This is a genomic window from Rhizobium sp. AG207R, from assembly GCF_027109195.1.
GTDB lineage: Bacteria > Pseudomonadota > Alphaproteobacteria > Rhizobiales > Rhizobiaceae > Rhizobium > Rhizobium dioscoreae.
Genome location: NZ_JAEPVT010000001.1, coordinates 70,286 through 84,798, shown reverse-complemented (window position 1 = coordinate 84,798; position 14,513 = coordinate 70,286). Strand labels below are relative to the sequence as shown.

At 57.3% G+C, this 14,513-nt stretch carries 14 protein-coding genes; 1 reads left to right on the top strand and 13 read right to left on the bottom strand.

What is annotated here, in order from left to right:
• The first annotated feature begins 53 nt into the window (after positions 1–53).
• Positions 54–791 (top strand): hypothetical protein, encoded by a 738-nt coding sequence (locus JJQ51_RS00350; RefSeq protein WP_269244114.1) that lies wholly within the window; start codon positions 54–56, stop codon positions 789–791.
• Positions 792–797: 6 nt separating this feature from the next.
• Here JJQ51_RS00350 and JJQ51_RS00345 read toward each other — a convergent pair whose 3' ends face one another.
• The 13 genes from JJQ51_RS00345 to JJQ51_RS00285 all read right to left on the bottom strand — a co-directional run bounded on the left by JJQ51_RS00345 (position 798) and on the right by JJQ51_RS00285 (position 14,447).
• Positions 798–2,219, bottom strand: coding sequence for an ISNCY family transposase (locus tag JJQ51_RS00345; protein ID WP_269244113.1), 1,422 nt, complete (start codon positions 2,217–2,219; stop codon positions 798–800).
• A gap of 199 nt (positions 2,220–2,418) precedes the next feature.
• Positions 2,419–2,682 carry an RbsD/FucU domain-containing protein gene (locus JJQ51_RS00340; protein WP_442967267.1) on the bottom strand — a complete coding sequence of 88 codons (264 nt, stop codon included), beginning with the start codon at positions 2,680–2,682 and terminating at the stop codon, positions 2,419–2,421.
• 135 nt (positions 2,683–2,817) lie between these two features.
• Positions 2,818–3,963: an ABC transporter ATP-binding protein gene (locus tag JJQ51_RS00335; RefSeq protein ID WP_269244111.1), complete on the bottom strand. Its 1,146-nt coding sequence runs from the start codon at positions 3,961–3,963 to the stop codon at positions 2,818–2,820.
• Positions 3,964–3,967: 4 nt separating this feature from the next.
• Entirely contained in the window at positions 3,968–4,849 is an 882-nt protein-coding gene (locus tag JJQ51_RS00330) for a carbohydrate ABC transporter permease (RefSeq protein WP_269244110.1), read from the bottom strand.
• Positions 4,850–4,895: 46 nt separating this feature from the next.
• Complete coding sequence (locus JJQ51_RS00325; protein ID WP_269244109.1) at positions 4,896–5,792, bottom strand: carbohydrate ABC transporter permease; 897 nt, start codon at positions 5,790–5,792, stop codon at positions 4,896–4,898.
• A 55-nt stretch (positions 5,793–5,847) separates the two neighbouring features.
• Positions 5,848–7,128 carry an ABC transporter substrate-binding protein gene (locus JJQ51_RS00320; protein ID WP_269244108.1) on the bottom strand — a complete coding sequence of 427 codons (1,281 nt, stop codon included), beginning with the start codon at positions 7,126–7,128 and terminating at the stop codon, positions 5,848–5,850.
• Between the two features lie 728 nt (positions 7,129–7,856).
• Positions 7,857–8,945: an NADH:flavin oxidoreductase/NADH oxidase gene (locus JJQ51_RS00315; RefSeq protein ID WP_269244107.1), complete on the bottom strand. Its 1,089-nt coding sequence runs from the start codon at positions 8,943–8,945 to the stop codon at positions 7,857–7,859.
• 51 nt (positions 8,946–8,996) lie between these two features.
• Entirely contained in the window at positions 8,997–9,794 is a 798-nt protein-coding gene (locus JJQ51_RS00310) for an SDR family oxidoreductase (RefSeq protein ID WP_269244106.1), read from the bottom strand.
• Between the two features lie 54 nt (positions 9,795–9,848).
• The gene (locus JJQ51_RS00305) at positions 9,849–10,634 is read right to left on the bottom strand and encodes an SDR family oxidoreductase (RefSeq protein ID WP_269244105.1); all 786 of its coding nucleotides are present in this window, start codon (positions 10,632–10,634) and stop codon (positions 9,849–9,851) included.
• A gap of 14 nt (positions 10,635–10,648) precedes the next feature.
• Positions 10,649–11,494: a sugar phosphate isomerase/epimerase family protein gene (locus JJQ51_RS00300; protein WP_269244104.1), complete on the bottom strand. Its 846-nt coding sequence runs from the start codon at positions 11,492–11,494 to the stop codon at positions 10,649–10,651.
• Positions 11,495–11,514: 20 nt separating this feature from the next.
• The gene (deoC, locus tag JJQ51_RS00295; protein WP_269244103.1) at positions 11,515–12,216 is read right to left on the bottom strand and encodes a deoxyribose-phosphate aldolase; all 702 of its coding nucleotides are present in this window, start codon (positions 12,214–12,216) and stop codon (positions 11,515–11,517) included.
• A gap of 70 nt (positions 12,217–12,286) precedes the next feature.
• The gene (locus JJQ51_RS00290; protein WP_269244102.1) at positions 12,287–13,531 is read right to left on the bottom strand and encodes an MFS transporter; all 1,245 of its coding nucleotides are present in this window, start codon (positions 13,529–13,531) and stop codon (positions 12,287–12,289) included.
• 34 nt (positions 13,532–13,565) lie between these two features.
• Positions 13,566–14,447, bottom strand: a complete 882-nt coding sequence (locus tag JJQ51_RS00285) for a sugar phosphate isomerase/epimerase family protein (protein WP_269244101.1) — start codon at positions 14,445–14,447, stop codon at positions 13,566–13,568.
• Positions 14,448–14,513: the final 66 nt, after the last annotated feature.

Below are 14,513 nucleotides of genomic sequence, written 5' to 3'. Positions count from 1 at the left end.
CCGGCTGATACTCGTTTGCACCGCATGGGGCGAGTAGGGATCAAAGCGCAACGATGCTTCCGGAAATCAAGTTGCAGGGTGACGTCGATGTCGCCGCGCTGTCGCCACTTATTCGCGGCATGCTTCTTGCTGTTGCTTATGCTGACGGTGAAGGTGGCATAGGATTGACGGCAACCGGCGCCATGAACCGCAAATTCGTTCATTGGGCCGCTGTGAACTTCCTCTGGCCAGGGTTCACAGCCGAAGACCTCTACAGCATGAATAAAGTGCTGAACGAAAGCGACATGCCGCCGCTCTGGGTCGTGCGCGACATGACCCGCCATCTGAAGCTGCTTCGCCGGAAAAAGGATGTGCTGCTGCCAACCAGACGTGGCCGCGAGTTCCTGATGAGTCCGCAAGCCTTCTTCGATCGCGTCGCCACGGATTATCTCTATTCCTATGTCCACACCACCGAGCGCAAAGAAGAGGTCCAAGCTCGGTTACGTTGGTGGCGCATGTTCCTCAATCTTCTCAATATCAAGACGAGAGAGGGCTGCACGCCGTTGGAGGCCGTGAAGATCCTCTATCCAGACATGGCACCTCTGTCCGATACCGAAATGACCCTGGAAGCCTGGGAGCTAAAATCCGATCTCCAATATGGTGTCCTTCGGCGCCTGTGCTGGCTGGGCCTGCTTTATGAGGCACGAGAAGGGCTCACGCTTCTTCAAGACGGAGCCTTCCACAAGACGCCGCTTTGGTCCGCCTGCCTGCAGCTGGAATCAGATACACAAAGCGACATCGGCGTGCACTGACGATCTTTATTCCGCCCTTGGTTGCCGCAACAACGCTTTCTCTCGCCGCGCAATCACCGCCGGATCGTTCATGTAATCTGTCCTCGGCTTGCGGCCTCGCTTCTGATAGCCGTTGGCTGTGCTGCCGTCCCGAATGCCGAACATATGATCCGTCTGTCCGGTGCGGCGAGGGCCGCTCTTGCTCCGCTGCTGTTGTCGTCCAGCCTGCATCTCGGCGACGATTGAGAGCATGTCGTCCAGACGCTTGTTGTCGACGACTTCCGGCCGATGGACCGACCGCAGCTTGTCAAAGGTTCTGTAGGGTAGGGCAAAGCTCTCGTGCATGATCTCGAGGCGACCGTCCGGATAATCGCAAACAATCACCTTTTGGCCGGCCAAGGGTCTGGAAACGTCGGTCGGATCGAGAATGAACAGCACCTTGTCGTAGCGTAGCGTCAAAGCCTGCGACAGCGTGCGGACTTCCTTGCGGCACATGGCGCCATCAAGGTTCTCGTGATCGGCCAACGGCCGGTGCATGTCCTTCGGATTGCGCGGCTGTTTGCCGAAACGTGCGTTGAAATCCGTAATGAACTCAGCCGCATAGCCGTTGGCTTCCTCGATCGTGTCGATGCCGCGAAGCCGCATCTCCTTGACCAGCCGATCCTGCAATGTCTGGTTCGCACGTTCCACACGGCCTTTGGCCTGCGGGGTATTGGCACAGATGATGTCGATGTTCAGCTCATAAAGCGCCCGGCCGAATTGTGTCAGGCCGCTCGTCCGGTCCTTCTCCGACGCATGGGTCGAACGAAAGACGCCGTGCTTGTCACTGTAGAAGGCCAGCGGTTTGCCCCATTGCTGCAGATAAGCCTTCGTCGCATGCAGATAGTCGAACGTATTCTCCGAGCCAGCAAAGCGAAGATGTAAGAGCTTTCCAGTGGCATCGTCGATATAGACGAGCAGGGCGCATTTGGGGCCGCGGTTCTCGAACCAACAATGATGAGACCCATCGATCTGCACCAGTTCGCCAAAGCAATCACGTCGGCCGCGTGGCTGGAAAATCCGTTTTTTGCGTTCTCTGCGCGAGACCCAGATACCAGCGTCGGTCATCCATTGTCGCAGCGTCTCCTTGGCGACAGAGATCCGATGCAGCTCGATCAGCTTCTCACGTGCCAGCGTCGGACCGAAATCCAGATAGCGTTCGCGGATCAGATCCAGCGCCGCATTGCGAAACGCCTCGCTATGGCGCCGGTTGCTCGGGCGCGATCGCTTCTTGGAAACAAGGCCAGCCGGACCATCCCGGTCATAGGCCTGCAGCAGCCGATGGACCTGACTTCGACTGAGGTCGAGCTGTTCGGCAGCCTGGACAACGCTCAGGCGTTCGTCGCGGATCTTCTGGATGAGTTCGAGGCGATGCAATTCTTTCTGCGACATGGTGATCATAAAGGACATGACGACTCCGACCGCTCATGGTCTCGACCAGGCTGAAGGTCGTCATCCTTGCTCCCGACGTTGGCTTTGACCAGTGCGTCGAGAGGCAAGACTGTCGCATCTCTAACTGGCCCAACTGTCGCATTACTAAATAGCCGCTACAGTTGTTTGCAGCGTAATCGGAATTATGGAACTTATATAAATGTGACCAAGAAGTTCTTCACGACGACCTGACCACGCCTTCGAGACTGATGTTGTCATAGAGTCGCCACTTACCTGTTTGTTCGATAGCAAATGCATTGCGCGCACGCTCATAGAATGCGAATCGCTCGATAAACCTGATCTCGATCTTCTTGCGCTCGATGCCATCGTATACCAGCTGTAACTCTTCGAAGATGGCCGATGCATCCCACGGGTCAATCGGCGTCATCACCGCGGCCGAAGCCTCAACGAAATCATCTAGCGAATAGAGTGGGAAGCTCACGTCTACGAGGAGGATTTAGCACCGGTGAATTCACGAGCGGGTGAATATTTTTCAGCATTGGTTCAAGTCTCGCGCGATCATCAACAATGGAGCGGCCGTACTATCGAGCGGCCGCTCACAGATCATTTGAACAGCTCAAAAGGACTGAGCTGCGCTCATCGCCGCCAGAGACACTGGAACGTTGCCGGCGGCACCGCGCTGGTTCAGGCGGACACCGGACTTGGTGTCGAACAGGTGGTAGTTTTCCTGGGAAAACCCGAACTTGAGCGTCTGGTCCGCGCTGATTTTGGTTGTCGGCGCTGTGCGTGCGGTGACTTCTTTTCCGACCAGATCGAAGATGACCAGGGTATCGGCACCGGTCGGCTCCACCAGGTCAACTCGGGCGTCGAGCGCTAGGCAATTTTCGCCCAGGTTCTCGCCAATGGTGATGTTCTCCGGGCGGATGCCCAACGTGACTTCCTGACCGTTCACAGCAAAACCGCTGGGAAGTGCGATTGCGAGCTTTGGCGAAATACGCAGTGCCTGAGTGCCTTTGGCGTCTTCGACTGTCCCCTCAAGCAGGTTCATCGCCGGCGAGCCAACGAACTTCGCCACGAACAGGTCTGCCGGCGAATTGTAGATGTCGTTCGGTGTACCAATCTGCACGATCTTGCCACCGTTCATGACAACGATCTTCGTAGACATCGTCATCGCTTCCACTTGATCGTGCGTAACATAGACAATCGTCGCGCCGAGCTTCTGATGGAGACGCTTGATTTCGATGCGCATCTCCGTGCGAAGCTGAGCGTCTAGGTTGGAAAGCGGCTCATCGAACAGGAAGAGCTTGGGATTACGCACCAAGGCGCGCCCCATAGCGACACGTTGACGCTGACCACCGGAAAGCTGCCACGGCTTGCGGTCGAGCAAATGGTCGATACGCAACATCGTAGCCACACTCTGGATTGCCTTGGCACGCTCGGCGGCCGCGACGCCACGAATTTTGAGACCGAACTCAATGTTTTTACGAACAGTCATCGTAGGATAGAGCGCGTAAGACTGGAAGATCATAGCGATATCGCGATCTCGAGCCAGCGTGCCGCTGACGTCGGTTCCATCGATCTGCACCTCGCCCGAGGTCGGGTAGTCAAGACCCGCGATGATGCCAAGCAGTGTGGACTTGCCACAGCCCGATGGACCGAGGAGGGTCAAGAACTCGCCCTGCCCAGCTTCGACACTAACGTTGTTCAGGGCGGTGAAAGAACCATAGCGGCGCGTAAGGCCGACGATTGAAAGAGAACCCATTTATTTATCCTTTCACGGAGCCGACGGTGAGCCCGCGGACGAAGTACTTGCCGGCAAGCACATAGATGACGAGTGTAGGAAGTGCGGTAATGATGGTGCCAGCCATGTCGACGTTGTATTCCTTGACGCCGAAGGTGGTGTTGACGAGGTTATTCAGCGCGACGATGACCGGCTGACTCGAGCCCGATGAGAAGGTCACGCCGAACAGGAAGTCATTCCAAATCGCGGTGAACTGCCAGATGAGCGTGACTGCGATGATCGGCGGCGACAGCGGCAGGATAATGCTGAAGAAGATTGTCCAGTACCCTGCCCCGTCAATCTTGGCTGCCTTGATGAGCTCGTCCGGAATGAACGCATAGTAGTTTCTGAAGAACAGCGTACAGATCGGAATTCCGTAAACCGACTGGACGAGGATCAGGCCCCAGATGGTGTTCAGCAGCCCCAACTTTCCAAGGAGCTGGGCAGCCGGGATCAGGATCGCCTGGTACGGAATGAATACGCCGAAGACGATCAGGATGAACAGCAGGTTGCCGCCCGGCAGGCGCAATTTGGATAAGGCGAAGCCATTGATTGCGCCGAGCGTCGTTGAGATGATCGCAGCAGGAACAACGATCAAGAATGAGTTCAGATAGTAAGCCTTGAGGCCGACGCAACGGGTCCCGATGCATGCCTCACCCCAGGCCTTCGTCCAAGCGTAGAATGACCAGGCTCCCGGCCAGCTGATGATCGATTGGCCGCGGAAGTCTTCTGTGGGCCTCAGCGATGTGAGCAGCATCAGAACCAGCGGCGCGAGGAAGAATATCGCTAGAGACAGCAGGATCGCGTAAAGCAGCACCCTGGAGACAGGGTTCGTTCGCTCGATCGTTCTAGGTTCCGAGCTCGTCATTGCGCGCGCGCTTTTCTTGATTGGCCGGATTGTCGGCTGCGCGAATTCATTTGTTGCTGTCACGGTTTGGCGCTCCAATAAGTAGTGCTGGGAGAGCGATGATCAGAGCTGCAAGCAAGATCATCACAGCGGAAGCCGAGCCGATCCCAAGCTGGTTACGTCTAAACGCCATGTCGTACATGAAGGTCGCAGGAAACTCGGAGGAGCTGCCAGGACCGCGCTGTGTCATGACGACTACGAGGTCGAATGTCTTGAGCGCCATACCGACAAGGATTGCTCCGGCGGAAAGAAATACAGGCCAGATCGATGGGACGATGATGGATAGGTAAATCCGCCATGGTCGTGCTCCGTCGAGGCTCGCGGCCTTGATGATTTCGCCGTCAACGCCACGCAACGCAGACAGAAATAGCACCGTCACAAAACCAGCGACCTGCCAGAGACCGGCGATGACCAGCGTGTAGACGACAAACCGTTCGTCACTGATCCATGCGAACTCAAAGTTCGCAAATCCAAGATCCCGGACGAACCGCTCGACACCGATGGTCGGGTTCATGATCCAGCGCCAGACAACACCGGTGACAACGAAGGACAGCGCGATTGGATAAAGGAAAATCGTGCGCCAAAGGCTTTCGGCGCGGATACGCTGATCGATGAGAATTGCAAGAAAGAGGCCCAATGCCAGACCAATCGCCACGTAGAGAACACTGAAAACTAGGAAGTTCCCCACGGCAAGCCGCCACGGGCCGAAACGCCACAGCTTCCAGTAATTCTCGAAGCCGACCCACGTAAAGTCAGGCACCATTTTGGACGCCGAAAGCGATACAAGTACTGTCCAAGCAATGAAGCCATAGACGAAGACGCCGAGAGTAACGAGCGAAGGCGACATTGCGGCAATTGGTGCGATATGTTCACGCCACGGAGCCGCCAGTTTTTTTCTGGTCATTGCGACCTCCCTATAGAATGTGGCCGCGACCGATCAAGTCGCGGCCATGTTATGATCACTTGGCGAGTTCGACCGCATCGAGAAGGGCCTGGACGGCTTCGTCGGACGTCATAGTCTTGGAGCTGAAGTGCTGCGAGGACACTTGGCGGATGGCAGCATCCACCGATGGGGATACACCCTGGGTCATCGTCCACATATCGCCGACCAGGGTGTTGGCCGCGTTGTTCGCCCTGATGTCGGCCGCAGACAGCTGTGCGCAGCTGTCATACTTGTCCAGCGGGACGTCGTTGACCGAAGGAACGGAGCCTTTGATCATCGTGTAGGCAATTTCGGCATCTGGGTTCAGAAGGGTCGATGCCAGCAGTTTCTGTCCGGCGGAGGCGTCGTTCTTGCCCTTCTGTTTGACAAAGAAGCCCATCGAATTGGAAACCATCACCATGCCTGGTCGGTTGGCAACGTCACCCGGAACCGGTGCACAGAAGATATCGGTTCCCATCTTCTTGCCAGCCTGCAGGAACTCGCCCTTGGCCCAGTCGCCCATGATCTGGAAGGCGGCGTCGCCCTTGGTTACCATTGCCGATGCAAGGTTCCAGTCGCGACCCGGCGCACCCCGGTCGACATAAGAGGACAGAATTCGCATGCGATCGAAGATGTCACGCGTGGTCTTGCTGTCGATCGTTTTGGGATCACCCTTGGCGAGCTTGCGGAAGTAGTCAGCGCCACCGATGGCAAGCGCAACGTCCTGGAACGTCGTGCCATCCTGCCATTCTTGACCGCCATGAGCTAGAACGATCTTACCGGAAGCCTGAATCTTCTTTGCAGCTTCGTCGAACTCGGCCCAAGTGCCAGGCATCTTGTCGACGCCAGCGGCCTTCAACACTGCGGCGTTGCCCCAGAGCCAATCGAGGCGATGAATATCGTAGGGGACGCAGACATAGTGGCCGTCGACCTTGGCGAAGTTCTTGAGGAGGTCGGGAAGTCGCTGGTCCCACTTATCCTTGGCAGCGACTTCGTCGATATTGGCGATGTAACCCTGCTCATACCAGCGAGCCGCTTCCGGGCATTTGGGAAGTGCGGCACCAGGCGCATCACCAGCCAGAACGCGAGCGCGGAGCGTGGTGTCGTGGGCATCACCGCCACCGCCGGCGACCGGCGAGTCGATCCACTTACCACCTGCCTTTTCAAAGGCGTCCTTGAACTTGTAGAAGGAGGCCGCTTCGCTGCCAGACGTGTTGAAATGTAGAACTTCGACACTATTGTCGTCAGTTGCAAGGACGGTATCGCTGTAAAGCAACGGCATGGTGACGAACACGGCAACCGCCGTGATGTTTTTCATTCGCATTTATATCCTCCCAAAGTGACCGCACGCAGCGGCCGGATTAAGGTCAATTGAACCCCAAACGATTAGGGCATTTCACCCGCCTGCGGTCCCGTATGGGCGCAGAGGACCGTTCTCTGAACCGCATCAAGCGACAGAGTTGAGCATGTGTTTAGGCTCGGCGAAGGCTACCTCACCGTTACCGTTGTGCGCCTCACAAGGAGTTTGTCAGCGGGGCAAACGCCCGCGTTTTAGTCGTTGTAATCTTGATGTCGTGACGACATTGTCCCGGATTGCGCGAACATCCGCGACAAGCTCACCGAGTCCCCTGTGACAGAACCTAAATCCAGAAACCTCGCGAACCATGCGCCCGCCGTGGCTTTAAGACGACTCGCGCGCTGTGCAGCTGTCACCGCTTCGGTATGCTTTTTCGGCTTAAAACTCTCCATCCACAAACCTCCCAATGTCGCGGACTTCATCGCAGCAACTGGCCAAGACTTGACGTGTTGGCTTGTTGCTTCTCAGTCCCGGATCCGACTGGCACAACCTCGCGCCGTATCCGGAAATATCAGACTTGGGTCCGCGCCGAACTCCGCGATATGACCGCCATCCACTCTAAAACTGGTCATTTTTATCGTTTTTAACGCTAAACAAAAAGGAAGGATGTGTCAATGTCGGTTCATGGTTCAATGCGATCTTAGGTCGTCAAACTGGTGAAATGCGAAGCGAAACAAACCAGACCTGAATTAGTAGCGCTCGAGCCAACGGGCATAGGGGGCTGGCAACACCCACGACGGCGCGGCAACGCCCAGGGCCTTTGCGATCTCGAATGGATAGTGCGGATTGGCGAGGAGCGCCTTGGCGATATAGATCAGATCGGCCTGATCCAGCTCAACGATCGACGCGGCCAGTTCAGGCTCTTCGACATTCCAGGAAACGGCGGTCGGTATTCCGACGAGCTGCTTCAATTTGCGCGAAGTCTCGACAAGCATTCCGGGTCCCCAGGGGATCCTATCGTTGTATTCCGTAAACCCGATCGAGACATCCAACAAGTCGACGCCAACGATCCTGAATTGCTTTACAAGTTCCAAGACTTCTGACGCTGTTTCGTTATCCCGGCCATCAAACTCCTGACATCCGAACCGGACTGTCAGTGGCAACCCCCTCGGCCAGACCTCGCGAACTGCAGCAAGCGTTTCGATCATGAACCTCGTCCGTCCCGCGAAATCGCCGCCGTATCGATCTGCGCGTTTATTGGTTCGTACCGAGAAGAATGTCTGTGCCAGGAAACCATGGGCAAAATGCAATTCAAGCCATTCAAAGCCGGTATCGGCAGCTCGGCAGGCTGCGGCCACGAAATCGTCCCGTACTCGCCGGATGTCGTCTATCGTAAGCTCCCCCGGCACCTTCGGGAGATTGTGGCCGTAAGCCAGCGGCGATGGCGCCACAGTGTCCCATCCACCTGCGGTCGCTTCCATTAGATGACTGTCACCTTCCCAAGGGCGACTAATACTGGCCTTGCGGCCCGCATGACCTAGCTGGATGCCGGGAACTGCGCCTTCCTCTTTAATGAGAGACGCAATCCGCCTCAGACCTGGCTCCTGGCCCGCTTCCCAGAGTCCCAGACAACCAGGTGTGATGCGCCCCTCTTTGGAAACGGCGGTCGCCTCGACAACAACGAGGCTTACGCCGCCTCGCGCGAGGCCGGCGTAGTGGGTGTCGTGCCAGGGGTTGGCATGGCCATCAGTGGCACGATATTGGCACATCGGCGATGCTACGATACGGTTCTTGAGCGTCACCTGCCGCAGTGAAAATGGCGACAATAGCTTTGTCATCACTTAGCCCTGCCCTTCAATGCATTGCTGCCCACGATCCGATGGGCCGTATTAGACAAAATAGACGCCACCGTCCGTGACGATCGATTGTCCGGTGACGTAAGCGGAATCTTCTGAGGCAAGAAACGACACGACCTTGGCAATGTCCTCGGGCTGCGCAAGCCGGCCGAGCGGCACTTTCGCACCGACTTTAGCAAGTTCGCTTCCCCTGGGCGTTCCCTCGGTATTCGTCACAATCTCGTCGATGGAGTCATACATCGGGGTTTGCGTCGCCCCAGGGCTATAGATGTTAGCGGTAATGCCGTGCTTGGCGAGTTCGAGCGCAACCGTCTGATTGAATCCGCGAACAGCGAACTTCGACGCCACGTAGGCACACTGCCACTCCCCGCCCTTGTGAGCGCTAACTGAGCCCGCCGCAATTAGCCTACCGCCACGCCCCTGTTTGATCATCTGCTCGGATGCAGACTTGTAGCAGTTGAAGACGCCGCGGACGTTGACCGCGATCGCACGGTCGACATCGTCCGGCGTCGTATCCACGAAATGGGCGGTTATCGCGATGCCGGCATTGGCGACCATGACGTCAATGCCGCCAAAGTCAGCAACATGCTCCGCGACCATCCTATTGACGTCTTCCGCTTCTGCTACATCTACCTCCGAGGTCCTGCACGTGCCGCCAGCGGTTTCGATCTCCGCGCGAACTGCCTTCAGCTTGCTTTGATTGGATGGCAGGTCCGCTAACGTGACAGAAAGACCATCCTTTGCCAAACGCAGCGCGATGCCACGCCCGATTCCCTGCGCCGAGCCTGTCACAATAGCAGTGCGAATTGGCGTCGATTTGCTCTCACTCATGAAAAACTTCCTGGTCAAATAGAGTTCTGTGTTCTCAGCCCGACTTTGACTGTTTCAGGCCATGTACATGCCACCATCGACGATGACCGACTGTCCGGTGACGTAGGCAGCGCTTTCGGAGGCGAGGAACGACACGACCCTGGCCACGTCTTGTGGCGTGCCGGTCCGACCAAGCGGAATGTTCGGGAGCATTTTGTCCGTCTGGCTTCCACGCGGTTTGCCCTCCTTCGCGGTCACAACCTTGTCGATCGAGTCCCACATCGAGGTCATGATCACGCCAGGGCTATAGATATTCGCGGTGATGCCATACTTGGCCAACTCCAGCGCTACTGTCTGATTGAAACCGCGAACGGCAAATTTGGAAGCGACATATGCACACTGCCATTCGCCGCCCTTGTGGGCGCTGACAGATCCCGCCGCGATCAGCCGACCGCCCCGACCCTGCTTGATCATCTGAGTCGCGGCTGCCTTATAGCAGTTGAAGACGCCTCGGACATTGATTGCCATGGTGCGATCGACGATCTCGACAGTCGTATCTTCAAACAGAGCGGTAACGGCGATGCCTGCATTCGCGACCATCACGTCGATCCCGCCGAATGCGGTAACGTGTTCCTTCACCATCCGCTCCACATCCGGAGCTAAAGTGACGTCCACCTCGGCTATCCGGCATTTGCTTCCGGCCGCCTTTATTCCGGCCGCTGCCGTTTCCAGCGCTTCCTTATTGCTGGGAAGGTCGGCCAAGGTGACGGCTAGACCATCCTGAGCGAGGCGTTCGGCAATGCCGCGCCCTATCCCCTGGGCCGCTCCTGTCACGATGGCTGTTCGAATTTCGATGGTCATAAGCTTGTCCTCGGTTAGATGGCGACTTTGGTTTTAAGACTGGCTTCCATGCGCTTCAGGGTCGCAATAGCCGTTTCGGTGTACTGGTCGAAGATTTTTCGATCAGTCGTAAGTGCGTTCCGTCCATATTGGTCGGGCGCCTGCACGTCGCATTCCATGACCACCGCGCCGCGGTAACCAATGCTGAAGAGCGTATCAAGGAAGTGCGAAAGGTGGAGGTGACCCATGCCAGGTGCTGTCCGGTTATTGTCGGCCAGATGGACATGCTTGAGATGTGTCGCGACTGCCCGCAATGCCCCATGAACATCGGTTTCTTCAATGTTCATGTGGAAGCTGTCCGCCATCAGCGCAACATTCTGAGAGCCGGTATCCTTCACCAGGCGATGCGCGGTTTCCAGGCGGTTCGCCAAATAGGACTCAGCGCGATTGACGCACTCGATGACTGCGGTAACACCCAGCCCTTGCCCGATCTCTCCGATCTCCCGCAGGCTTCGGACCACGTTATCCCACTCTTTTGCCAGCGACGTTTCCGGGCTAAGCTTGCCGATGCGGGTCGGTACGATGATGGCAACTGGCGCGCCGATATGGGCCGCGAATTGCAGACAGGATCGAACGTAGGAGACCGCTGCCGCCCTGACTGACTCATCAGAACTGGAAAGATCCCTATCATGCCCGACAAACCGGCCATTCACCGACGTGCATGAGAGACCGTGATGATTGAGGCGGTCTCTCACCTCTTTGGGCAGCATCGACAGGACTGGGAGTTCCACCCCGTCGTACCCGAACCGGGCCAAACGCTGAAGGCTGTCCTCGAGCGTTTCATCAATGAACAGCGCCTGTGACCAGCCGTAGCGAAACATCCTGCTCTCCAATTCAAGGATCAATCGAGCGTCAGGCCCGCGGCCGTCCTCGCACGGAAGTCGTTGAGGATGTTCGCTGTCTCGGATGCGCCGAAGCGACGTGCGCCATTTCGGTAGTAGAGAAGGATCGCGTCAAGGTTGAAGCAGCCGCCGGAAGCCTTGATGATCGTTTCCGGTTTCAGAACCGCGCGCATTTCCCGAACGTCTTCGGCGATAGAAGCCTGCATGTCGGCACGCTGTCCAGTTGACGTCTTGACGAAGGCGGCACCCGCGGCCTCTACAATACGGGCAGCAGCGATCCGCTGCTCGCGCGTGAGGTAGAAGCACTCGATGATGCCCTTCACCGTAACATTGTAGGGCTTCGCCAGATTGACGATCGCCCGAATGTCATCCTCGACGTAGCGCGCGTCGCCGGAAAGGAAGGCCGAGATGTTGATCACCATGTCGAGTTCATCAACACCATCGTCAAGTGCCTGCTGGGCCTGCAGGAGCTTCGTTGCTGGGTAATCGTTGCCATGCGGAAAGCCGACATAGGTCTGAAGGGCGATGCCTTTGCCCTCAAGCCTCTTCTTGGCAGCTTTTACGCGAAACGGCTGGGTCGTGAACCGACCGGCGCGATATTCGATCGCAGTTTCGATACCGACGATCATGTCCGATTCAGTGTGATTGGGGTCGATGATCGAGTGGTCGATCATTGATGCGAGAGCGTCGACTGTAAGCATAGGTTTCCTCCGGTCCACTTTGGTTTGACTTGCATGGCTTTTGCTGCCCAACGGTCGTCGGGGCGCTTCCTCAATCCGGCCCCACGGGGCACATTTGTTGATCGATGGATTGGCGTGTCGGCTTATTTCGCTCCTTGCCTCCGCTCGCCGCCACCGCGAGCAGGACGAACGCCATCGACAGCGCGGTCGCGAAAAGCGCGCCTGCCCCGCCCGCGAACCCTGCGGCAGATGTCAAAACGCCAACGAACGGCGGCATAAGTCCGGCGCCGAAACTTCCTGATCCGAATGCAATACCCGTTGCAGCTCCGGTATTGTAGGAATAGGCGTTGCGAAGGATCGACAGAGCGGATGGCAAGACCGGCCCGAGGCCGGGGCCGAGGAAAGTGGTCGCAGCAATCGCAACCGTCGCGCTTCCGATGACTGTCGCAGTCAGGAGAAGGGAGCATCCAACCGCGGCAAAAATGACGACAAACGCCAGGATCGTGAAAGCCGAGTATTTCCGGCTGGCCCATGCGGCGACGAAGCGCGACGCCGTCAGCAAAAGCCAGAACCAGGAAAGGATCATCGAGGCTGCGGTCAGCGACAAGCCTGTGGATTGGTTCAGAAGCGTGGGCAGCCAAACACCGAGGCTGGCTTCGATGGATGCCTCCAGGAGCAATAGCGCCGAAATCAGCCAAATGAGCCGAGTTTTCAGTATTGGTGAGTGGCCGGCCGAATGTACCACTTCGGCGATAGCTTCTGAGTCCGCTGCCGGTATCGTCAGGCCTGGTCGCCACACCAGCAGAAGCGCAAGCGCGCTGCCCATCGCAAATGGAACCGACCATAGTCCAGGCATACCTGAACCCGTAGTGATCATCGCGACGCTGATCACGGCCGGCGCGATGATTGCCCCGACGCCGAACATCGCGTTGACCAGATTGAGAGGACCCGCGCCCTTCGACGCCTCGGCTGCCAGAACGTTGCCCAAGAGGAGCAGCGCCCCATCGCCGATCCCTTTGCATACGGCGGCGATCAGTAACGAGGTCAAGGAAGCGGAGAGTGCGATGCCGCTTATCCCGCAAAGGAAGAAAATCATACCGACGAGCATGATCGGCCGATGGCCCGTGCGCTTCAAAACGAGCGCCGTAATCGCCTGCGACGACAGTGACGTAAGAGACACCACGGTCATCAGACTGCTGGCGGCGACGGTAGTTGATCCCGTCTGGCGCGCCAGGTCTTGAAGCACAGGTCCGATCCCTCCCTGGAACAGTCCGACTGCCAGGAACACGATGCAGACCACCATCATCAGCCGATCGGTTTCCGACAAGGTATTCATAGGACTATCCTCAGGGACGGCGCCGAACTGAACGTTAGGCTGCGCGATAGGCCGCGCGACGGCCGTTGGCCTCGTTGATCTTCATCTCCACGAAGGTCTTCGAGGTGCGCGCGAAATTGTCGCCATCGCTCCAGTTTTCCCGCCAGACGGCGCAAATCGCCTTGAGCCAATCGCCGCACCCGGCATTCGCGAACGCCTCGATACCGATGACCTTTGAGTAGCCAATATCCAAAAGCGCATCGAAAATCGGAGCGTATTGAATTGTGCCGGAACCGAGATTGCCGCGATTGCTTTCACCGACGTGGAAATAACCGATGCGATCGCCAGCAAGGCGGATTGCTTGGGCGGGGTCCTCCTCCTCCATATTCATGTGGAAGGTGTCGAGGTGCAGGAAGACGTTGTCCGAACCCGTATCGCGGATGTAGGCCAGCCCCTGTTGGACGGTATTGATCAGGTTCGTCTCGTATCTATTCACGAGTTCGAGGCAAAGCGCCACGTTCGCCGCCTTCGCCTTCTCCGAAACCTTCTGGAGAACGCCAACGCTCGTGTCCCATCCACGGCGGGTCGGCATTGTCTTGAACTTTTGATGAGCGGAAAACATCGGCCCGCTCATCTGCGGACTGCCGAGGTCGCGGGCGACACTTACCGCCTCATTGAGGAAGGCCTCACCCCGACGGACCACCTCGGCGTCTTCGCTCGTCAGGTCGTATTCGGGCGCAAGGCCCGCGGAGGCTAGAACGCCGAGATTGAGTTCATCAGCACGCTTTGCAATGCGATCTATGTTGATCTTCGCGCGGTCAACTCCTGGGAATTCAATAAGGTGGTAGCCAGTCGCAACCGCCTTTTCCATCACCATTTCAAGGCTGTTCTGATCTTGGCCGTCTGTCCATACGAAGGAATGAATTGCGAGTTTCATAGTACACGGTTCCATGGTTCTGCCAGTATCCGAGCTGGCTCGTTCGTGAATTGGTGGCTCGGCCCC

What these genes read in the sequence shown, in the direction of transcription:
- JJQ51_RS00310 (WP_269244106.1), bottom strand. Translation starts at nt 9,794, where the DNA reads ATGAGTGAGAGCAAATCGACGCCAATTCGCACTGCTATTGTGACAGGC.
- JJQ51_RS00305 (WP_269244105.1), bottom strand. Translation starts at nt 10,634, where the DNA reads ATGACCATCGAAATTCGAACAGCCATCGTGACAGGAGCGGCCCAGGGG.
- JJQ51_RS00290 (WP_269244102.1), bottom strand. Translation starts at nt 13,531, where the DNA reads ATGAATACCTTGTCGGAAACCGATCGGCTGATGATGGTGGTCTGCATC.
- JJQ51_RS00350 (WP_269244114.1), top strand. Translation starts at nt 54, where the DNA reads ATGCTTCCGGAAATCAAGTTGCAGGGTGACGTCGATGTCGCCGCGCTG.
- deoC (WP_269244103.1), bottom strand. Translation starts at nt 12,216, where the DNA reads ATGCTTACAGTCGACGCTCTCGCATCAATGATCGACCACTCGATCATC.
- JJQ51_RS00285 (WP_269244101.1), bottom strand. Translation starts at nt 14,447, where the DNA reads ATGAAACTCGCAATTCATTCCTTCGTATGGACAGACGGCCAAGATCAG.
- JJQ51_RS00320 (WP_269244108.1), bottom strand. Translation starts at nt 7,128, where the DNA reads ATGAAAAACATCACGGCGGTTGCCGTGTTCGTCACCATGCCGTTGCTT.
- JJQ51_RS00330 (WP_269244110.1), bottom strand. Translation starts at nt 4,849, where the DNA reads ATGACGAGCTCGGAACCTAGAACGATCGAGCGAACGAACCCTGTCTCC.
- JJQ51_RS00315 (WP_269244107.1), bottom strand. Translation starts at nt 8,945, where the DNA reads ATGACAAAGCTATTGTCGCCATTTTCACTGCGGCAGGTGACGCTCAAG.
- JJQ51_RS00345 (WP_269244113.1), bottom strand. Translation starts at nt 2,219, where the DNA reads ATGTCCTTTATGATCACCATGTCGCAGAAAGAATTGCATCGCCTCGAA.
- JJQ51_RS00300 (WP_269244104.1), bottom strand. Translation starts at nt 11,494, where the DNA reads ATGTTTCGCTACGGCTGGTCACAGGCGCTGTTCATTGATGAAACGCTC.
- JJQ51_RS00325 (WP_269244109.1), bottom strand. Translation starts at nt 5,792, where the DNA reads ATGACCAGAAAAAAACTGGCGGCTCCGTGGCGTGAACATATCGCACCA.
- JJQ51_RS00335 (WP_269244111.1), bottom strand. Translation starts at nt 3,963, where the DNA reads ATGGGTTCTCTTTCAATCGTCGGCCTTACGCGCCGCTATGGTTCTTTC.